Annotated in this window: 19 protein-coding genes; 8 read left to right on the forward strand and 11 right to left on the reverse strand. The window is 55.5% G+C overall.

The genetic code is table 11. The annotated features are described in order from the left end of the window. The first annotated feature begins 109 nt into the window (after positions 1 to 109). Positions 110 to 1,072, forward strand: coding sequence for a DNA-binding protein YbiB (ybiB, locus tag AC0TOY_RS22485; RefSeq protein ID WP_024908717.1), 963 nt, complete (start codon positions 110 to 112; stop codon positions 1,070 to 1,072). A gap of 119 nt (positions 1,073 to 1,191) precedes the next feature. Here the strand turns inward: ybiB and ybiJ are convergent, their stop codons facing one another. The 3 genes from ybiJ to mcbA form a co-directional block, all read right to left on the reverse strand. Beyond that, the gene (gene ybiJ, locus AC0TOY_RS22490; RefSeq protein ID WP_023310874.1) at positions 1,192 to 1,452 is read right to left on the reverse strand and encodes a DUF1471 family protein YbiJ; all 261 of its coding nucleotides are present in this window, start codon (positions 1,450 to 1,452) and stop codon (positions 1,192 to 1,194) included. Positions 1,453 to 1,737: 285 nt separating this feature from the next. After that, on the reverse strand, positions 1,738 to 2,004 hold the full coding sequence (locus AC0TOY_RS22495; RefSeq protein WP_048991516.1) for a DksA/TraR family C4-type zinc finger protein: 267 nt from the start codon (positions 2,002 to 2,004) through the stop codon (positions 1,738 to 1,740). Positions 2,005 to 2,128: 124 nt separating this feature from the next. Beyond that, entirely contained in the window at positions 2,129 to 2,395 is a 267-nt protein-coding gene (mcbA, locus tag AC0TOY_RS22500) for a DUF1471 family periplasmic protein McbA (protein WP_024908715.1), read from the reverse strand. A 243-nt stretch (positions 2,396 to 2,638) separates the two neighbouring features. Here mcbA and rlmF point away from each other — a divergent pair, with 243 nt between their 5' ends. Beyond that, positions 2,639 to 3,550 carry a 23S rRNA (adenine(1618)-N(6))-methyltransferase RlmF gene (rlmF, locus tag AC0TOY_RS22505; RefSeq protein ID WP_024908713.1) on the forward strand — a complete coding sequence of 304 codons (912 nt, stop codon included), beginning with the start codon at positions 2,639 to 2,641 and terminating at the stop codon, positions 3,548 to 3,550. 48 nt (positions 3,551 to 3,598) lie between these two features. Here the strand turns inward: rlmF and ybiO are convergent, their stop codons facing one another. The 6 genes from ybiO to rhtA form a co-directional block, all read right to left on the reverse strand. Further along, positions 3,599 to 5,812 carry a mechanosensitive channel protein gene (ybiO, locus tag AC0TOY_RS22510; protein WP_473722589.1) on the reverse strand — a complete coding sequence of 738 codons (2,214 nt, stop codon included), beginning with the start codon at positions 5,810 to 5,812 and terminating at the stop codon, positions 3,599 to 3,601. A gap of 125 nt (positions 5,813 to 5,937) precedes the next feature. Further along, complete coding sequence (gene glnQ / locus AC0TOY_RS22515; protein ID WP_048991512.1) at positions 5,938 to 6,660, reverse strand: glutamine ABC transporter ATP-binding protein GlnQ; 723 nt, start codon at positions 6,658 to 6,660, stop codon at positions 5,938 to 5,940. Further along, positions 6,657 to 7,316 (reverse strand): glutamine ABC transporter permease GlnP, encoded by a 660-nt coding sequence (gene glnP / locus AC0TOY_RS22520; RefSeq protein WP_014169254.1) that lies wholly within the window; start codon positions 7,314 to 7,316, stop codon positions 6,657 to 6,659. The genes glnQ and glnP overlap by 4 nt, the downstream gene beginning before the upstream one ends. 84 nt (positions 7,317 to 7,400) lie before the next feature. After that, a complete protein-coding gene (glnH, locus tag AC0TOY_RS22525; protein ID WP_023310880.1) occupies positions 7,401 to 8,144 on the reverse strand; it encodes a glutamine ABC transporter substrate-binding protein GlnH in 744 nt (247 codons plus the stop codon). 362 nt (positions 8,145 to 8,506) lie between these two features. Next, positions 8,507 to 9,010 (reverse strand): DNA starvation/stationary phase protection protein Dps, encoded by a 504-nt coding sequence (dps, locus tag AC0TOY_RS22530; protein ID WP_010428924.1) that lies wholly within the window; start codon positions 9,008 to 9,010, stop codon positions 8,507 to 8,509. Positions 9,011 to 9,309: 299 nt separating this feature from the next. Further along, positions 9,310 to 10,197, reverse strand: a complete 888-nt coding sequence (rhtA, locus tag AC0TOY_RS22535) for a threonine/homoserine exporter RhtA (protein WP_024908710.1) — start codon at positions 10,195 to 10,197, stop codon at positions 9,310 to 9,312. A 354-nt stretch (positions 10,198 to 10,551) separates the two neighbouring features. On the opposite strand from rhtA, the gene ompX reads away from it, so the two are divergent. Further along, positions 10,552 to 11,070: an outer membrane protein OmpX gene (ompX, locus tag AC0TOY_RS22540; RefSeq protein WP_024908709.1), complete on the forward strand. Its 519-nt coding sequence runs from the start codon at positions 10,552 to 10,554 to the stop codon at positions 11,068 to 11,070. Positions 11,071 to 11,229: 159 nt separating this feature from the next. Here ompX and AC0TOY_RS22545 read toward each other — a convergent pair whose 3' ends face one another. Next, a complete protein-coding gene (locus AC0TOY_RS22545) occupies positions 11,230 to 12,813 on the reverse strand; it encodes a phosphoethanolamine transferase (RefSeq protein ID WP_024908708.1) in 1,584 nt (527 codons plus the stop codon). 283 nt (positions 12,814 to 13,096) lie between these two features. Then, positions 13,097 to 13,225 (reverse strand): manganase accumulation protein MntS, encoded by a 129-nt coding sequence (mntS, locus tag AC0TOY_RS22550; protein ID WP_032645368.1) that lies wholly within the window; start codon positions 13,223 to 13,225, stop codon positions 13,097 to 13,099. A gap of 183 nt (positions 13,226 to 13,408) precedes the next feature. On the opposite strand from mntS, the gene mntR reads away from it, so the two are divergent. From mntR to AC0TOY_RS22575, 5 genes are all read left to right on the forward strand, one after another. Beyond that, positions 13,409 to 13,882, forward strand: a complete 474-nt coding sequence (mntR, locus tag AC0TOY_RS22555; RefSeq protein WP_023310887.1) for a manganese-binding transcriptional regulator MntR — start codon at positions 13,409 to 13,411, stop codon at positions 13,880 to 13,882. Next, positions 13,879 to 14,988, forward strand: a complete 1,110-nt coding sequence (locus tag AC0TOY_RS22560; protein ID WP_024908707.1) for an anion transporter — start codon at positions 13,879 to 13,881, stop codon at positions 14,986 to 14,988. The genes mntR and AC0TOY_RS22560 overlap by 4 nt, the downstream gene beginning before the upstream one ends. 101 nt (positions 14,989 to 15,089) lie before the next feature. Further along, complete coding sequence (locus AC0TOY_RS22565) at positions 15,090 to 16,184, forward strand: HlyD family secretion protein (protein WP_061715704.1); 1,095 nt, start codon at positions 15,090 to 15,092, stop codon at positions 16,182 to 16,184. Continuing rightward, the gene (locus AC0TOY_RS22570; protein ID WP_032649392.1) at positions 16,181 to 17,752 is read left to right on the forward strand and encodes a DHA2 family efflux MFS transporter permease subunit; all 1,572 of its coding nucleotides are present in this window, start codon (positions 16,181 to 16,183) and stop codon (positions 17,750 to 17,752) included. The genes AC0TOY_RS22565 and AC0TOY_RS22570 overlap by 4 nt, the downstream gene beginning before the upstream one ends. Continuing rightward, a complete protein-coding gene (locus tag AC0TOY_RS22575) occupies positions 17,752 to 19,275 on the forward strand; it encodes an efflux transporter outer membrane subunit (RefSeq protein WP_473722590.1) in 1,524 nt (507 codons plus the stop codon). Before AC0TOY_RS22570 ends, AC0TOY_RS22575 begins: the two co-directional genes overlap by 1 nt. Positions 19,276 to 19,352: the final 77 nt, after the last annotated feature.

Below are 19,352 nucleotides of genomic sequence, written 5' to 3' on the forward strand. Positions count from 1 at the left end.
ATATTTTTTTTCATTAAAACAGAGCATTGGGTTAGGGGATAAAACACTAACGGCCGGGCAATCATCAGGGCTATATTGTTAACAAGATGATGCTGTCAGGAGAGAAGTCGTGGATTACCGCAAAATTATCAAAGAGGTAGGGCGTGGGAAAAATCATGCCCGCGATCTGGACCATGAAACCGCGCGTGCACTTTACACCCGCATGCTTGAGGGCGACGTCCCCGACCTGGAAATGGGGGGCATTCTGATCGCGCTGCGTATCAAAGGAGAGGGTGAGGCGGAGATGCGCGGGTTCTATGAAGCCATGCAGGCGCAAACGCTGCGCTTAACGCCGCCTGTGGCAAAGCCCATGCCGATCGTAATCCCGAGCTACAACGGCGCGCGCAAGCAGGCAAATTTAACCCCGCTTCTTGCTATTTTATTACACAAGCTGGGGTTCCCGGTGGTGGTGCACGGGGTGAGTGAAGACCCCACTCGCGTACTGACGGAAACCATTTTCGGGATGCTGGGCATCGAGCCAACGCGTCATGCCGGTCAGGCGCAGGCGAAGCTGGATGGCCATCAGCCCGTTTATATCCCGGTTGGCACACTTTGCCCGCCGCTTGAAAAGCAGCTCGATATGCGCTGGCGCATGGGCGTGCGCAACAGCGCGCACACGCTGGCGAAGCTGGCCACACCGTTTGGCGAAGATGCCGCCCTTCGTCTTTCCAGCGTCTCGCACCCGGAATACGTGGCGCGTGTGGGTCAGTTCTTTGCGGCTATTGGTGGAAGGGCGTTACTGATGCACGGCACGGAAGGTGAGGTTTATGCGAACCCACAGCGTTGCCCGCAGGTGATGCTGATTGATTCTGCAGGTACGCGCACCATTCTGGAACGCGGGGAGGAAAATAGCGGTGTGATATTGCCTGAGGCAAAAGATCCCCATACTACAGCCCACTGGATTGAGCAGTGCCTTGCCGGAAAAGTTCCTGTTCCGCATTCGATCAAGCTGCAGATGGCCTGCTGTTTGCTGGCAACCGGTGAAGTGGACACGGTAGAAGCCGGGCTGGCACGCGTGGCGCAGTCTTTTTAACTAAAAAAAAAGCCCGTCCAGTGGCGGACGGGCAAGCAAGGGTAACAAACAACAGGGTCAATGAGGGTTGGAGCAGCTCACCAGAGGGTTTGGCGAGGGGACAGCATTCGTTCAGGCGATTATTTGTAGATAACCGCGGTACCGCTCAGCTTGTTATTGCCGTTAGCGGAGGTAATGGTGTATCCGCTTGCACCGGCAGCAGCGGCTTTCTCAGCCAGTTTGGCTTCCAGACCGTCCAGCGTGGTCGCGCCATCAGCACTCACCACACCGACTTTGTTCATGTTCTGTGCCTGAGTTGAAGAGACTGGCTCTACGGCGAAAGCGCCGAAGGACAGAGCGGACAGGGCAACAGCAGCTACAGCATATTTGATGGTTTTCATAATTAATCTCTCGCAGGTGTTTCTGTTAAGGGGACGATGTTCCGTCGATGTGATAAGTATCACGTTTTTTTGCGAGGGATAAAATCGAAGAGAATTGACGTGGTTGCTCAAAAAAACTGAATGATAAATAACTTATTGAATATTAATAAATTCAAACTGGCGATTTACACTTCTTTTTAATGCGCTTTACAGAAGCGAAATGAAGGGCACATTTTGCCACGCGGTTCGTTAAAAATCGTGAGCGTAAAGGTATGGGCCTGCGGGGTTAACTTAGGTAAAGGAAAGTCAACGTAACTGGCTGTCTTTCGAACCTCTGCGATTATATCCCGAATGTGATGAGTTTTTTGAATCTTTATGCTGCTGGCAGGAGATGCAAAGCCTTACGCCGGGGATGGCTTTCCGGCGCGCCTCCGGAATGGGTTCTCCGCATTCTTCGCATTCCGTTAAGCTTTCGCCGCGCGGAATTTCACCGCGGGCGCGCGCAACCGCATCTTCAATAGTACTGTTGATCTGTTCGTTAACAGCGTCGTCATTTGCCCAGCCGGAAGCCATAGCGTCCTCCTGAAATCGGTTTAAGCCATACGTTTACTATGGGGTTAAAAAATGAACAATCAAGGCGAAGGAAAAAGAGAACTGCATCTGTGCGGCAGATGCAGTGTGTTGGAGTGTAGTGGGGTTACTTGTAAATGGTCGCGGTGCCAAACATATGGTTATCGCCGCTGGCGGAATTAATCTCGAATCCTTTTGCACCTTCCTGACGGGCTTTTTCGGCAAGTTTAGCCTGGAGATCGTCAAGGTTGCTGGCACGGCTAACTGAAACGGTGCCTGCAGGACGGAGCTGGCTGGTGTCGGTACTCTGGGTTAGTGACTGAACGGCCATGGCAGAGAATGAAGCAGTTGCCAGGACGCCAGCGATAATAGCAAGGGTCAGATACTTTTTCATAATCACATCCTCATGAGGAAACAGCAGGTGATTCCCTTTAAGTTTAGAAGCCTGATGAGTGTGACTTAGCGCAAATATTTGATGATGATCTGCTTATTTTTTGAACGATATAAATTGACAATTCGCTGACAGATCATAGACATAAAGGTGTTTGATTTACGGCGGTTTTTTGCGCGACGCAGAGAAAGATTTACCGTTGGGCCAGCAAAGGGTATCTTACGCCGCTGTTTAAAGGAGAATGCCATGACTGCCCAAAAGCCGGGATTGCACCCGCGAAATCGCCACCGCAGCCGCTACGACATGAATGCGTTATGCCTGAGCTGCCCGCCGCTGCAGGACTACCTGGTTCAGACCCCCGCGGGAGAGCCCTCGGTCAACTTTGCTGACCCGCAGGCGGTTAAAATGTTGAACAAAGCTCTACTGGCGCATTTTTACGGTGTGGCTCACTGGGATATTCCGGAAGGCTTTCTCTGTCCACCTGTGCCGGGCCGCGCGGATTACGTGCATCACCTTGCCGACCTTCTTGCCGAGGGCAATGAGGGCGTTGTTCCGCCGCAGGCCACCATTCTGGATATTGGCACCGGGGCGAATCTGATTTACCCGCTGATCGGCGCGCATGAATACCACTGGCGCTTTACCGGAAGCGAAATCGGTGCCGAGGCCTTTGCCAGCGCCCAGGCGATTATCAGCGCGAATCCTGGGTTGAGCCGCGCCATTCGCCTGCGTCGTCAGAAAGAGGCGGCGTCGATCTTCAACGGCATTATTCACAAAAACGAAAGCTATGACGCCACGATGTGCAATCCGCCGTTCCATGATTCGGCGGCATCGGCCCGCGCGGGCAGCGAGCGCAAGCGCCGCAATCTGGGTCAGGCTGAAGACGCCGCGCTGAACTTCGGTGGTCAGCAGCAGGAGCTCTGGTGTGAAGGGGGCGAAGTGGCGTTTATCCTGCGCATGATTGCGGAAAGCAAACAGTTTGGCCGTCAGGTGAAGTGGTTCACAACGCTGGTTTCCCGCGGAGATAACCTGCCGCCACTCTACCGCGCGCTGACCGAAGCGGGCGCCGTAAAAGTGGTGAAAAAAGAGATGGCGCAGGGCCAGAAGCAAAGCCGCTTTATCGCCTGGACGTTTATGGACAATAACAAACGTCGCAAATAGCACTCCGTCGCAGGCCGGGTAAGGCGAAGCCGCCACCCGGCAACCGGGCTACAGCGTCGGCTCCTGCGGAGGGAGCGGCGATGCGGGCGGCGGCAGTACCTGATAGGTCTGGACCGGCATCCGCACGTTCGCCAGATCGAAGTGTTTTTTCACCATGCTGTCGAGCGCAAAGCGCACCGTCCACTGCTTCAGCGGCTGGGTGGTGAACGACACGCGCAGGGTAAACGCCGTGTTCGTCAGCCCGACGATGCCGGCGAATGACGGCTCGCCAATCACCAGCCCGCGAATATCCTCCATCTGCATCAGCTCTTCTACCGCATCGCGCAGCGCCTGCTTCGCTTTATCGGCATCCTCGTGACGATCCACATCGTAGTTCGCTACAACTGAACCAATGCCGCGCACAAAGTTGGCGAAGGTGGTGATCGAAGACCAGGGAATGATGTGGTACGCCCCGGTGTCCTGGCGCACGCCCACCGAGCGGATGGACATCCTCTCCACGGTGCCGGTTAACGGCCCAATCGTGACCAGATCCCCCGTGTTCATCCCGTTCTCAAACTGGATAAAGATGCCGGTAATAATATCCTTCACCAGCGTTTGCGAACCGAAGGAGATCGCCAGCCCCAGCGCACCGGCCCCCGCCAGCAGCGGGGCGATATTTACGCCGATTTCCGACAGCACAATCATGATGGTGATGGTGCTGATAATGACCGCCAGCGCGTTACGGAACAGGGTTAACAGCGTTCTTGCCCGCGCGCTGGGCAGGGGACGGCCGTGAATATCGGACACCAGACGGTTCTCGATGAGGCTCGCCAGCAGCGTCCAGCCGACCGCGGAGAAGAACAGGATCAGGGCGATACGAATTAAAATATCGACGGTCTTTTCGCCTGCGCCGTTATGCAGCCAGTTCCAGAAATCAAACAGGCTCCACGCATTCAGAAGCAGCATAATCGCCACGCAGACGGTCAGAATGCGCGCCACCTTGAGCGATACCGACATCCAGCCGTTCACCCGTTTTTGCAGTTCCGGGTAATTACGCTGTACCTGCGGCGACAGGGTGATGGTTTTCGAGATCCAGCGCGACAGCAGCCCCGACACAAACGCCGCGATACCGATAATGGCCAGGCTTTTGAACGTCGCCCCCATCATGAATTTCAGGCTATTGCCCGGGTCGAACAGCGAGAAGAAGCACAGTACGATGAAGTAGGCGCTTGCCAGCCAGTGCCACACCAGGGCGAAAGCGCGGATAAACAGGCTAAAGAACGAAAGGGAGCGATCGGCCAGATTCAGCAGGCTTTGGGTAATGGTTTTTTTATTGTGGAAGATCAGATACAGCGACCAGACGGTAATGCAGATCATGATAATGACGTTTGCCAGCGCCCCGAACTGGACGTTCACCTGGTTGGAGATGATCGGCACGGCAACCAGCAGACCGTAGCCAATCAGCCCGCTGAGCACGCTCAGACGCAGCGCCCAGTACTTCGCGCTCGCATCCCGGATGGCGAAAGGACGCAGTTCAGGCACGTGCGGACAAAAAAGTAACCGCAGCAGCGCTTTGAAGAACTCAATCAGGGCAAAGGCATTCAGGAAAAGCGACTGCTGGAAGGCGATGGTTTTGTTGTCCGCGTTCAGCCTGTCGGCCAACATCTGACCTAAAAACAGCGTCAACGCAAGCAGCAGTAAATCGATGATAAACGCTGAGGCTATCATCAACGGCAGGTGCAGCCAGCTGCTTTTCTGCTGATTCTTTCTGCGTCCCCATTGCCCCATTTTGCGGTAGAGCGGCCACGCGCACAGGCGCACCAGCCAGTAAAAAAGAAATACTGCACCGGCCAGCATCAGGAACTGCGTGGCGGCGGCGGTAAACGTTTGTGGGTTAAACGGCTTATGCGGTGAGCCAATCAGGTTGCGGTAGAGCTGAGCAAAGCGCGAGGAGAGCGCTTCCCCATAGTGCCGGCTCACGTCGGTGACATTTTCCAGCACCGTTTTTTGTTCCTCCACCTGGGGAGGGGTGATGACAGGCACCGGCTCCTGCGGCGGCGTGGCGGCCACTTTCCGCAGCTGACCAATAAGTTCCTGCCGGGAGGTGTCGTTCTCAAGGACGTCGGCGAGGGCGCTGTAGGCGGCTTTTTTCTGTTCGACATCGGGTTCCGGTGGCGGCGTATTTTGCTGGCTGGCGGTTGTTCCGGTGGTCACGCCGGGGATCGCGACGGCGAACGATGGCGCACTAAACAGGCTAATCAACAGCAACAGGATCCACGGCACGGCGTCCTCCGGTGAAAATGTCGAACAAAATGATAAGTATAGAAGTCGGGACGCGGAGGGGGATTTTTGGGAACAATCTGGCGTAAAAAAGCCGGGCAAGCCCGGCTTTAGCGTAAAGCGATGGATCAGGAGACGTGCTGCAGGAACTCCTGCAGACGCGGGCTCGGCGGGTTCGCAATTAATTCCTGCGGGTTACCGTCTTCCGCGATACGGCCTTTATCAATAAAGATCAGGCGGGACGCCACTTTTTCAGCGAAGCCGATTTCGTGGGTCACGATCACCATCGTCATCCCTTCTTCTGCCAGATCCTGCATGACCTTCAGCACCTCGTGGCGCAGCTCGGGGTCGAGTGCGGACGTAGGCTCATCAAACAGCATCATTTTCGGTTTGACCGCCAGCGCGCGGGCAATCGCCACGCGCTGCTGTTGACCACCGGACAGCTCAGAAGGGTAGTGGTGCGCGCGTTCAGCCAGGCCGACTTTCGCCAGCAGATCTTTGGCCAGCGCTTCTGCCGCCGCTTTGTTGGCGCCGCGCACGCGCAGGGGGCCAAACATCACGTTCTCCAGCGCCGTCAGGTGCGGGAACAGGTAGAACTGCTGGAACACCATGCCCGCTTCCTGACGAATCAGACGGTCATCCACTTTCGGGTCGTTCACCTTCAGACCGTCGACGATAAGGTCGCCGCTGGTGATCTCTTCCAGCTTGTTGATGCAGCGCAGCAGGGTGGATTTACCGGAGCCGGATGGCCCAATAATCACCACCACTTCACCCTGTTTAATGTTCAGATCAATATTGTGCAGCACCTGGGTTGGGCCAAAGTGCTTGGAAACGTTTTTAAATTCAATCACAGGATTTTCATCCTTCTTTCAAGACGACGCAGAACGAAGCTCAGAACCAGAGTAATGATCAGGTAGACAACGGCTACCGCACTCCAGATTTCCAGCGCGCGGAAGTTGCCAGCAATGATCTCCTGACCCTGACGGGTCAGCTCGGCCACGCCGATAACAATGAACAGCGACGTATCTTTAATGCTGATGATCCACTGGTTACCGAGCGGTGGCAGCATGCGACGCAGCGCCAGCGGCAGAATAACGTGGCGGATCGTTTCGCGACGAGAAAGACCTAGCGCCAGACCAGCTTCACTGAAACCTTTATGAATCGACAGCACCGCACCGCGGGTGATTTCCGCAATGTAAGCGCCTGAGTTGATCATAATGGTGACGACGGCTGCGCTGAACGGATCGATGCGCAGGTCGGTGAACGCCATTGGCAGGGCGAAGTAGATGAACATGACCTGTACGACAATTGGGGTGCCGCGGATCACTTCGATGAAAACCAGTGCGATGTGGTTTGCAATCCAGCCGCCGTAGGTGCGAGCGAAACCGGCGACAAGACCGATAATCAACCCACCAACCAGACCCAGGACCGAAATCCACAGGGTCATTTTAGCGCCTTCAAGCAAGATAGGAATGGCAGGCCAGATGGCGCTCCAGTCAAACTGCATGATAATTTCCTGTTACTGTTACCGTGTTTCAAAAATAGCAGGGGCGAAAGGTCGCCCCCGAGTGAACGTCATTGTTACATCTTATTATTTAGGCTCGGTACCGAACCATTTTTTGTAGATTTCGTTATAGGTGCCGTTCTCTTTCAGCGTTTTCAGCGCGCCGTTAACTTTCGTGCGCAGGTCGTCGCTGCCTTTCGGGAACGCGATACCGTACTGCTGGGCTTCCAGAGACTCGCCAACCGCTTTGAACTTACCGTTACCGGCTGTTTTGATGAAGTACAGGATGTTCGGCGTGTCGTGCAGAACCGCGTCAGCACGGTTGGTGCCGAGTTCCATGTACGCGTTGTCGATGTTCGGGAACTGACGCAGGTCTTTGGTTTTGATATTTGCTTTCGCGTAATCAACCGAACCGGTGCCGCTCTTCACTGCCACCACTTTGCCGTCGAGATCTTTCACGCTTTTTACGTCGTTATTATCGGCTTTGACCATCACCAGCAGGCCGCTTTTGTAGTAGCCGTCAGAGAAGTCGATCGCTTTTTTACGTTCATCGGTAATGGTGATGCCCGCCAGCGCCAGATCAACGTTCTTGGTTTGCAGTGCCGGGATGATGCCGCTGAAGTCCATCGGCTTCAGGGTGTAATCCAGTTTGAGTTCTTTTGCGACTGCGGCCCACAGATCCACATCAAAACCAACGTATTTATCACCCTGTTTGAATTCAAACGGAACGAACGCCGTGTCGGTCGCCACAACCAGTTTGTCGGCAGCCTGAGAAGACACCGCAAAAGCCAGGGTAAGTGCAGCCAGTGAAACTTTTAATACAGACTTCATAGCATTTCCTTTTATATCCACGGGGCGATCCCCTGCGAGAACAGGTGGCACAATGAAAAAATCGTGCCAACTTTACAAGCTATTGTTTTGCAAAGGGGATGATGTCATACATTGCACATTAAATGGGGCAATGAGGTTTTATTGCACCAAAGTGGAGCACTGTTTTGGTGCGCTTCGTTTGGCTCAACTGACGGGGAGATATTTAGCGTAAATTATGACGAAAAAACAATCTTCCGTTAACGGTTGTGTGAGGTGATTATTACATTTCGTTCACTTTTGCAGGTGTGCAGACAAAAACTGTGCACCATAGATGTGCAAAACCCTCACCGGAGGGCGAGGGTTTGATAGAAAATTCGTATGAATTATTCGATGTTAGATTCGATAAACCAGAGGAATTGATCCAGGTCGCGGGACGCGGCGGTGAAAATGTCAGCGGTATCTTCGTCTTTGGCTTCGCCAATCGCTTTGCGTACATCGTTTGCCACAATCGCGTAGCGGTCCGCCAGCTCTTTCAGGTGATCCTGAACGGTATGGATATCCAGCGGATAACTCTTCAGTGGCGTTTTGCTGTTGATCACCTGCGTGGTACCCAGCGCCACGCCGCCTAGCTGAACGGCACGTTCAGCCATCGTATCGAGGTGGGTCACCAGTGCTGTGCGGAAGCCATCCAGCATTTCATGAACGGCAATAAAGTTTGCACCGCGCATATTCCAGTGGGCCTGTTTGGTGATCAGCGAAAGATCGATGAACTGGATCACCTGGCGATTCAGCAACTCAATGGTTGCTTTTTTGTCGCTGTCCGATACATCGTTACGGGTATAAAGCAGATTAGACGCTTTCGTTTTCACCAGTTTAGCGGTACTCATAATCTCATATCCTCTTGATGTTTATGTCCCAGGTAATTACGGAACTAAGTATAGCACCGGATTTTTTCCCTGCGGTTTGGCTATGCCTATCGGTTTAATAGCGAGAAGGAGGTTGAGAATTTAACTCATTGAAATTAATCTGCAATTTTAAAATTGATACAGATCAATCTTAATTACTGGCTGGGAATGTAAACCCAGAGGGATATTTTGAAAATAGGGTGAAGTGTGTAAAAAATTATAACGACAGTCTTTCTGGCCTTTATTCTGCATGGCGTGGAAGCCATGCAGAATATATGGGCTTAGCGGATATCCACTTTCTCCACTTTAGGTTCAGGGCGCATGGTGAGCGTCGAGCCCATTGATGCCGCGATAATCGAGCAGAGCGCCAGCGTCTGGGTCAATGTCAGGGTTTCGCCGAGAAACACCATCCCGGAAATGGCGGCTAGCGCAGGTTCCATGCTCATCAGGGTGCCAAATATGCGCGTCGGCAGACGCGTCAGGGCAATCATCTCCAGAGAATAGGGAAGTGCGGTAGAGAGGATCGCGACCGCCAGCCCGATGGGCATGACGGACCATTGCCAGATAGATTCGGTCGCCTGCGCCATGCCGATGGGTACAAAGACGATAGCAGCGATCAGTGACCCCAACGCGACGGTCGCCGGACCGTGCTCTTCTCCTGCACGCTGGCCAGTAAGTATATAGACGGCCCAGCAGGCGCCTGCACCCAGCGCCAGCGCTGCGCCCGTCAGATCAATCTCAGAAACACTCTTGCCCAGCGGCAGCAGGAACCATAACCCCAGTACGGCTAACACGACCCAGATGAAATCGACCGGACGTCGCGAGGAGAAAAGCGCCACCGCCAGCGGGCCGGTAAACTCCAGCGCTACGGCGATCCCCAGCGGTATCGTCTGAATAGAGAGGTAGAACAGGTAGTTCATTGCCCCCAGGGAGAGTCCATAAAACAGCAGCGGTAAACGCTGCTCCTTTTTGAATCGCAGACGCCAGGGTTTGAAAATAACCACCAGTATCGCCGTGCCCAGCACGATACGCAGGGCTGTTACCCCAGGCGCACCGACCAGCGGAAAAAGCGATTTTGCAAGCGAAGCACCGCTTTGAATGGACAACATGGCAATGAGTATGACTGCGACCGGCAACCAGACCGACGACGTGCGGGATAACCCAGGCATCCTTTCTCCTGTCAGCTTATGTCAAATGAGGTAAAAGTTGCAGTGTAAAGGAAATATGCGGCTACGGTTGAGGCGCTGTTGAAAAAAAACCACGTCAAATCCGTAAAATGGTTAAGCGCTGGTGGATTTATCGCCTGTCAGATTAGGAATAATCTGGATGAATGTAACTGCGCAGACGCGCACTATGCGCATTTAGTAGTGAAAATTGCATGTGATTTGAAAGAGATAGCTGACGCTGGAAACGTTCTGTTACAGGAAAGGTTTCATTAGACATCACGAATCACAAAGAGTTTCGCAAATTTTTTTGATATATTTAAAACTTACGGACTTACTTGGATCACATTTGAGGTGGTTATGAAAAAAATTGCATGTCTTTCAGCACTGGCCGCTGTACTGGCTGTTTCCGCAGGTACCGCTGTAGCTGCTACTTCTACTGTTACTGGTGGTTACGCTCAGAGCGACTATCAGGGCGTGATGAACAAAGCTAACGGTTTCAACCTGAAGTATCGTTACGAGCAGGATAACAACCCACTGGGCGTGATCGGTTCTTTCACCTACACCGAGAAAGATCGTTCTGAAAACGGCGCATACAACAAAGGCCAGTACTACGGTATCACCGCGGGCCCGGCTTACCGTCTGAATGACTGGGCGAGCATCTACGGTGTTGTAGGTGTTGGCTACGGTAAATTCCAGCAGACCGAAAACCAGGGTCTGAACCGCACTGCAAGCAACAGCGACTATGGCTTCTCCTATGGCGCAGGCCTGCAGTTCAACCCAATCCAGGACGTTGCTCTGGACTTCTCCTATGAGCAGAGCCGTATCCGCAACGTTGACGTTGGCACCTGGATCGCTGGCGTAGGTTACCGCTTCTAATCACTTCGGTGATTAAATAAAAAATCCGCCCAATGTGGCGGATTTTTTTTGTCGAAGTGAAAAGCAAAACGGCAACCTTAGGTTGCCGTTTTTAGTGTTTGTTCCCTCTCCCCGTGGGAGAGGGCCAGGGTGAGGGCATCGGTCCGCACGAGACGGCAATTACTTATTCTTAATATCAAAAATATCCGTACCCAGATGGTTGTAGTCAACTTTCTGTAACTTGAAGTTGGTAACGTACACTGGGGAAGCTTTCTTGTTAGAGACAAACGGGTAAGCATTTTTTATCTGCTCGGCCTTAATCCCGGTCCACTGCGAGAAGAACTGCAGGAAATCATTTGCCGAACGACGCGCTTTAATAACGCGATGCGTTTTATCGTCACTCGACAGCACCATAAACGGCACCTGGAAGTTCTGCTGGAACTTGTCATCGTGCGCCAGGTACTGCACCTCTTTACCACGCTCTTTAAACGCCAGCCCGTGATCCGAGAAATAGACCATGGAGAAGCTGTCGCCCGTATTGCGTAGCTGATCGTACAGCTTGCTCAGCAGGTCGTCGGTTTGCGTCATGGTGTAGAGATAGCAGGACGTCTCTTTGGACTGCACAAACTCCGCGTACTTCCCACCGGTCCGATCGCAGGCCTGCGGGTGCGACCCCATCAGGTGCAGGACGATCAGCTGAGGCTGGGTGCGCGGGGTGGCGAAGACCTGTGCCGTCATTTTCAACAGCGCTTCGTCTTTGGTGTTTTTGTCGGCTTCGAAGTCGCCATTTTTCAGGAACTGCACTTCGTCAGCGCGTTTGGCGATACTGGCGATGGCCGTATCGTATTCGCCAATTTGCCCCTGATTAGAGAACCACCACGTCTGAAAACCCGCACGGTTTGCCAGGGTGACGAAATTATCCTGATACTGCGGTTTGCCATCCACCACCCGGTTAAGGGTCAGGCCGAGCGATTTCTGCGTCGAGCCGCTGGCCGCGACATAATCGGTAAACAGCGTGCCTTTGACTGAGCTGGCAAACGGTGTGTTATCCCAGTGACCGCCAAACGCTCCCATCGCATCGCGACGCGCGCTTTCGCCAATCACCACCACATAGGTGTGATATTTCGGCTTAACGGCCAGCACGTTCCAGGTGTCTTTCATATTGGAAAGCTCAGCCATGCGCGCCTGTTCGTCGAGAACCTCTTTATTGTTTACAACGACGTCTTTCACGAAGCGGAAAACCGGATAACCGATATTGCTGAGCCTTAGTTTACCGTCCCAGGGAATATTCTGGATGGGAGCGACAAAGGCCACGGCAATGCTGAACACCAGACAGAGTATTTCGATCTTACCCCAGGATTTTTTCTCGCCCGACTGACGGCGGATGGCGATAACGCCCAGCGCGAAGATAAAGATCCCGACCACGTAGCTGTACCACGGGAAGATCGTCAGGATCTCCGTTGACTCTTCCATATTGGTCGAGTGCAGCGCCAGCAGGGTATTAAAGTTTGGCGCGCCGTAAGCCTGACCAAACGGGAAATAGAGTGCAGCAACCAGCGAACAGATGCCGATTAACGCTTTTTGCACGCGCGGTGCGGATCGCCACAGCAAATGCAGAACGCAGGTGAACGCCACCGCGTAAAGCAGACTAAAGGGATAACCCAGCGCAAAGTTAATCAGTAATGACTGCAAAAAGTAAAAACCCGTCCACGGGCTTAAGGCCCGGCTGCGGGTCACAACGGTATCTATCAGGGTTACATTCATAGGTCACTATCATGGATGAAAACGCCATGTGCTCACCCTGGCGTCAAGGGTCATAACCTGCCTGACAGTGCGTGGAGAGGGAATGAGGGTCCGCTTCAGCGAGCCGCAAATTGTGCAGGGCTGCAAGAAGATAGTGCGAGCGCTAAATAATATCAACAGTTGCTAAGCAGATGTTTTGCGAAGGGGATTGCAAATCCGTAAAAAAGATCGGGAATAAGGCGGCTGGAAGCCAGTTTAGAGCGAGATTGTGACGGGAAAATGAAGCGGCGTACCGCAACGCCGCTTAGTGGGAAGATTTGTCGTCCTGATGCGGTTTGTTGTTAAACATATCGCACAGCATGTTCAACAGCATTAAGCGCACTTTAAAAGGAGAGTGGGTAAACACGGTCATGCACCTCTTGAATTCGTTCATAAGACCTCCTGAGTTTTGATCCCTTCGATCCGTGAAGGGTGACTGCATTACATACAGATATAGCACAGGCTATATTGTATAGCTATGGCTATTTCGTTAATTTTTTGTGCTTGCGGAGCTATGGTTTACAATGTGCGCTCTCGAAACCGGGCGCTGGAAGCGTCACCCCACTGAGGAAGTACAATGAACCGTCGCGCAGGTCATCCGACAATGAGGAAAACGACGCAACTGGTGAATGTTGAAGAACATGTCGAAGGTTTTCGCCAGGTCCGTGAAGCGCACCGGCGTGAACTGATTGATGATTATGTTGAACTCATTTCCGATCTGATCCGTGAGGTTGGTGAAGCGCGCCAGGTCGATATGGCCGCCAGGCTGGGGGTTTCACAGCCAACTGTCGCTAAAATGTTAAAACGCCTGGCCTCCGTGGGCTTAATTGAAATGATCCCCTGGCGCGGTGTTTTTCTGACGCCGGAGGGGGAGAAACTCGCGCAGGAGAGCCGCGAGCGCCATCAGCTTGTCGAGAATTTTTTACTGGTGCTGGGCGTCAGCCCGGAGATCGCCCGCCGGGATGCGGAAGGAATGGAACACCACGTTAGCGAAGAGACGCTGGTGAAATTTCGTGAATTTACGCTTAAATATGGTCCCTCCGCTGAATGAAAATCCCTGGACTGCAGGCCCTGGCACGCGATCGTTTTTTCCATCTGTTATTACTCATTGGCGCAGCGTTAAGCCTCTTTGTGCCGTTTGCCCCACATGCCTGGCCCGCCGCGATTGACTGGCGCACCATCATTACCCTGAGCGGCCTGATGATGCTCACCAAAGGGGTCGAGCTGAGCGGCTATTTTGACGTTCTGGGACGTAAAATGGTGCGCCGGTTTGCCACCGAACGCAGGCTGTCCCTGTTTATGGTGTTCTCCGCCGCGGTGCTGTCGACGTTTCTGACCAACGATGTGGCGCTGTTTATCATCGTGCCGCTCACGCTCACGCTGCGTAAGCTCTGTGAAATTCCGGTCAGCCGGCTCATTATCTTTGAAGCGCTCGCCGTTAACGCCGGTTCTCTGTTGACGCCTATCGGCAACCCGCAAAATATCCTGCTCTGGGGCCGTTCCGGCCTGTCGTTTGCCGCCTTTACCTGGCAGATGGCCCCGCTGGCGCTGGTGATGATGCTGTCGCTGCTGGCGGTCTGCTGGTTTGCGTTTCCGGATAAAAAACTGCAGTACCACAGCGGCACCACGGGCCCGCAGTGGCAGCCGCGTCTGGTGTGGAGCTGCCTCGGGTTATACATCGTCTTTCTGTTCGCGCTGGAGCTGAAATATGAGCTGGCGGGCGTCCTGCTCGTTGCCGCAGGGTTTGTCGTTCTGGCGCGGCGCGTGCTGGTGAGCGTGGACTGGACGCTGCTGCTGGTCTTTATGGCGATGTTTATTGATGTGCATCTCCTTATCCAGCTTCCGGTGCTGCAAAACGTTCTGCACAGCGTCAGCACGCTGTCTCAGCCGGGATTGTGGCTAACGGCGATTGGGCTGTCGCAGTTTATCAGCAACGTGCCTTCCACCATTTTGCTGCTCAACTACGTTCCGCCGGATACGCTCCTGGCCTGGGCGGTGAATATCGGCGGGTTTGGGCTGTTGCCCGGCTCGCTGGCCAACCTGATTGCCCTGCGTATGGCCAACGACCGTCGTATCTGGTGGCGTTTCCACGTCTGGTCGATTCCGATGCTGGTTTGGGCCGCGGCGATCGGTTTCGGACTATTCCTTCTCATATAGTGCGCAATTTGTCAGTTTTTCCTGGCAAACGTATAGCAACGTCCTAGCTTTAGTGAACGGCATAGTGTGATGCCGCTCACTGACAGGACCGTTGCTGACCTATGGCTGAAGATCAAAACCCGCCTGCTGACGAGCAGGACAAAAACAATAATGCGCGTAAGCGCCCGGGCAAAAAACCGTTAATTATCCTCGGCATTGTCGTGGTGGTGATGGTCGTCGTGGCGCTGGTCTGGTGGTTTTTAACCCGTAACGAAGAGACGACCGACGACGCCTTTACCGACGGCGACGTGGTGACGATTGCCCCCAAAACGGCGGGCTACGTCACCGAGCTGCGCGTGCGTGATAACCAGCGCGTGAAAAAGGGCGATCTGCTGGTGGTCATCGATCCGCGTGATACCACCGCGCAGCGCGATCAGGCCCAGGCCCAGCTTGGGCTGGCTATCGCGCAGCTGCATCAGGCTCAGGCACAGCTGGCGCTCTCAAAAGTGCAGTATCCCGCCCAGCGTGACGAAGCCAAAGCGCAGGTGCTGAAAGCGCAGGCCGATCTGGCGAACGCGCAGGCGGAGTACCGTCGCCAGCGCGGCGTCGACCCGCGGGCAACCACCCAGCAAAGTATTGATTCCGCGAACGCTCAGCTGCGCAGCGCGCAGGCGGGGCTGGCCAGCGCCCAGGCGCAGCTGGAGGTGGCAGAGCAGGTACAGCTGCAAATCCGCCAGCAGGAAACCAACGTTGAAGCGCGCGAGCGTCAGGTCGATCAGGCGAAAGCGCAGCTGGAAACGGCCAATCTGAACCTCTCTTACACCGAAGTCCGCGCCCCGTTCGACGGGTTTGTCACCAAACGCAACGTACAGCCCGGCACGCTGGTGCAGGCGGGAACGGCGCTGTTCTCCCTGGTTTCGCCGAACGTGTGGGTGGTGGCGAACTTCAAAGAGTCGCAGCTTGAGCGCATGAAGCCCGGCGATAAGGTCACCGTGTCCGTCGACGCGTGGCCGGATATGGCGCTCGAGGGCCACGTTGACAGCATCCAGCAGGGCAGCGGCTCGCGCTTCTCGGCCTTCCCGGCAGAAAATGCCACCGGTAACTTCGTCAAAATTGTGCAGCGCGTGCCGGTGAAAATCGTGATTGATAAGGGGCTCGATCCGAACAAACCGCTGCCGCTGGGGCTCTCGGTTGCGCCGAAGGTGACGGTGGAATGACGGACCACAGCCACGACAGCTGGAAGCCAGCCAGCAACCCGTGGGCGGTGGCGATTGTCGTCACCCTGGCGGTGTTTATGGAAATTCTGGACACCACCATCGTCAACGTGGCGCTGCCCCACGTGGCGGGTTCGCTCTCGTCCAGCTATGACGAATCCACATGGGTGTTAACCAGCTATCTGGTCGCGAACGGCATCGTGCTGCCCATCTCGGCGTTTCTGAGCCGGGTGTTTGGCCGCAAGCAGTTCTTCCTGATCTGCATCGTCATGTTCACCGTCTGCTCATTCCTGTGCGGGATCGCCACCGAGCTGTGGCAGATCATCCTGTTCCGCGTGATGCAGGGCTTCTTTGGCGGCGGGCTGCAGCCCACGCAGCAGTCGGTGCTGCTCGACTACTTCAAGCCCGAAGACAGGGGCAAAGCCTTTGGGCTCTCGTCCATCGCGATTATCGTTGCGCCGGTCCTCGGTCCGACGCTGGGGGGCTGGATCACCGACAACTACTCCTGGCGCTGGGTGTTCTTTATCAACATTCCGGTGGGGATTGTTACTGTGCTGGCGATCTACCAGCTGCTGGAAGATCCGCCGTGGGAGAGCAAGTCTAAAGAGAAGCTGACCATCGACTGGACGGGGATCGGCCTGATCGCCCTGGGGCTGGGCTGTCTGCAGGTGATGCTCGACCGGGGAGAAGACGAAGACTGGTTTAACTCGAACTTTACCCGCACTTTCGCGGTATTAACGCTGATCGGCATCATTGGTGCGATTTACTGGCTGATGTATGCCAGAAAACCGGTGGTGGATCTGCACTGCATGAAGGACCGCAACTTTGCCATCTCCAGCCTGCTGATGGCGGGGATGGCGATGATTTTGTACGGCAGTTCGGTGGTGATCCCGCAGCTGGCGCAGCAGGACCTGGGCTATACCGCCACCTGGTCCGGGCTGGTGCTGTCGCCCGGAGCGGTGCTGATTGTGCTGACGATTCCGCTGGTGCTGAAGCTGATGCCGGTGGTGCAAACGCGCTGGATTATCGCCTTTGGCTTTACCTGCCTGGCGGTGTCGTTCTTCTGGTCGCGCACGCTGACCCCGGATATCGACTTCGAAACCCTGGTGTTGTTCCGCAGCGCCCAGTCGCTGGGGCTGGGGTTCCTGTTTGTGCCGCTGACTACCATTGCCTTTATCTCGATACCAAGGCGGCTGAACGCCGATGCGGCGGCGCTGTTCACCATGTTCCGCAACGTGGCGGGCTCGGTCGGGATCTCGCTGTCGACGGCGGCGATTACCGAGCGCTCGCAGGCGCACAGCGCGCACCTTGCGTACCACGCCTCGCCGTTTAACGAGCAGTTTCAGCAGGCGATACGCGAAAGCGCGCAGGCGATCCAGAACTTCACCACCCAGGTGGGCGATCCCACCGGCATCGCCACCGGGCGTATGTACCAGACGATGATTGAGCAGTCGCGCTTCCTGGCCTACATCGACGTCTTCACCATTCTGAGCGCGGTGGCCTTGTTACTGATTCCGTTTTGTTTGTTGCTCTCGCCGGTTAAGAGCGAGGGGAGTGCTGGAGCACATTGATGATACACAGACGTTTACACCCCCTGATGATAATGATGCTGCTGGCAGGCTGCGCCGTCGGGCCGGACTACCAGCAGCCCGCGCCACCTTCCGTCACGCACTGGAACGATAAAGGCGACGGCTCGGTAAAATCGCAAACGACCTCCGCCGCGACCAACCCGCGCTGGTGGAAGACCTTCGGCTCGCCGCAGCTCGACAGCCTGGTTGAACGCGCCATCGTCGGGAACCTGACGCTGCAGCAAACGGTGCTGCGCATCGCGGGAGCGCGTGAACAGATTAACCAGGCGGGCGGGGCGTTTTATCCGTCGGTGAACGGCAATCTGCAGGCGACGCGCCAGCAGCTTGGGCTGGAAGGAGAGCTAAAATCTCACGGCGTTTACGACCAGGTGGATAGCATCGATCCCGCTCTGAAAGGCGCGCTGGGGTCGCTGACGCAGCCGATCAACCTCTACCAGGGCAGCTTCGACGCCCGGTGGGAAATCGACCTGTGGGGCAAGGTGCGCCGTCAGGTGGAAGCCGCCGAAGCGCAGCAGAAAGCGGCTATCGAGCAGCGTAACGACGCGCTGGTGTCGCTGGAAGCCGAAGTGGCGCGCGCGTGGCTCCAGCTGCGCGGGGCGCAGAGCATTATCGCCACGCTGAACACCCAGATTAAAAGCGCGCAGCAGACGCTGGATCTGACCGAGAGCCGCCAGCGCGGCGGGCTGTCGCCGCAAATGGATGTGGAAAACGCCCGGGCGCAGTTAGGCAACCTTGAAGCACAGCTTCCGCAATATCAGGCGCAGGAGCGGCAGGCGATGAACGGCCTGGCGATCCTGCTCGGCAAACCGCCGGGGGCGCTGGATGCGGAACTGCAAAGCGTGCAGCCGATGCCTGCGCTGCCGGATATTGTGCAAACGGGCATTCCGTCGACGCTGGCGCGACGCCGTCCGGACGTGCGCGAAGCGGAGGCGAACCTTCATGCCGCCACGGCGCAAATCGGCGTCTCGGTGGCGCAGCTGTTCCCGAGCTTTACCCTCTCCGGGCAGTTTGGCCTGCGCAACAGCGAAACCAACTGGCTGACCGACTGGAGCAGCCACTTCTACAGCTTTGGCCCGCAGGTCTCCATTCCCATCTTCCAGGGCGGTCGACTGGTTTCCAGCGTGAAGGTGGCGCGCGCGCAGCAGGGGGCGGCGGTGCTGGACTATCGTCAGACGGTGCTCACCGCGCTTGGCGATGTCGAAAATGCGCTGGTGAGCTATCGCACCGACCAGCAGCGTGAAGCGGGGCTGGCGAAAACGATCGATGCGCTGCAAAACGCGTTTGACCTGGCAAGCGACAGCTACCGCCAGGGGATCGCCAGCTTTATCGACGTGCTGGACGCCCAGCGACAGCTGGCGCAGGCCCAGCAGCAGCGCGCGCAGGCGCAGGTGCAGAGCGCGCTCGATCTGGTGGCGCTCTACAAGGCGCTCGGCGGCGGCTGGGAGCCGTATCAGCAGGTGCAATTACCGGACTACAGCGTCTTTGGCGACGCCCCGCGCGGATAAATATTCAGAGGATTGGGCAAGAATCGGACAGGAACGCCACATTCGCGATCGCTGAGGGGCGGGTATAACTATCGGGT

The organism is Enterobacter sp. PL_is379, from assembly GCF_055817355.1.

Bases quoted from the DNA above. Each gene is read 5' to 3' on its own strand.
- ybiJ (WP_023310874.1), bottom strand. From the start codon at position 1,452: ATGAAAACCATCAAATATGCTGTAGCTGCTGTTGCCCTGTCCGCTCTG.
- AC0TOY_RS22495 (WP_048991516.1), bottom strand. From the start codon at position 2,004: ATGGCTTCCGGCTGGGCAAATGACGACGCTGTTAACGAACAGATCAAC.
- mcbA (WP_024908715.1), bottom strand. From the start codon at position 2,395: ATGAAAAAGTATCTGACCCTTGCTATTATCGCTGGCGTCCTGGCAACT.
- rlmF (WP_024908713.1), top strand. From the start codon at position 2,639: ATGACTGCCCAAAAGCCGGGATTGCACCCGCGAAATCGCCACCGCAGC.
- glnP (WP_014169254.1), bottom strand. From the start codon at position 7,316: ATGCAGTTTGACTGGAGCGCCATCTGGCCTGCCATTCCTATCTTGCTT.
- glnH (WP_023310880.1), bottom strand. From the start codon at position 8,144: ATGAAGTCTGTATTAAAAGTTTCACTGGCTGCACTTACCCTGGCTTTT.
- dps (WP_010428924.1), bottom strand. From the start codon at position 9,010: ATGAGTACCGCTAAACTGGTGAAAACGAAAGCGTCTAATCTGCTTTAT.
- rhtA (WP_024908710.1), bottom strand. From the start codon at position 10,197: ATGCCTGGGTTATCCCGCACGTCGTCGGTCTGGTTGCCGGTCGCAGTC.
- ompX (WP_024908709.1), top strand. From the start codon at position 10,552: ATGAAAAAAATTGCATGTCTTTCAGCACTGGCCGCTGTACTGGCTGTT.
- AC0TOY_RS22545 (WP_024908708.1), bottom strand. From the start codon at position 12,813: ATGAATGTAACCCTGATAGATACCGTTGTGACCCGCAGCCGGGCCTTA.
- mntS (WP_032645368.1), bottom strand. From the start codon at position 13,225: ATGAACGAATTCAAGAGGTGCATGACCGTGTTTACCCACTCTCCTTTT.
- mntR (WP_023310887.1), top strand. From the start codon at position 13,409: ATGAACCGTCGCGCAGGTCATCCGACAATGAGGAAAACGACGCAACTG.
- AC0TOY_RS22560 (WP_024908707.1), top strand. From the start codon at position 13,879: ATGAAAATCCCTGGACTGCAGGCCCTGGCACGCGATCGTTTTTTCCAT.
- AC0TOY_RS22565 (WP_061715704.1), top strand. From the start codon at position 15,090: ATGGCTGAAGATCAAAACCCGCCTGCTGACGAGCAGGACAAAAACAAT.
- AC0TOY_RS22570 (WP_032649392.1), top strand. From the start codon at position 16,181: ATGACGGACCACAGCCACGACAGCTGGAAGCCAGCCAGCAACCCGTGG.
- AC0TOY_RS22575 (WP_473722590.1), top strand. From the start codon at position 17,752: ATGATACACAGACGTTTACACCCCCTGATGATAATGATGCTGCTGGCA.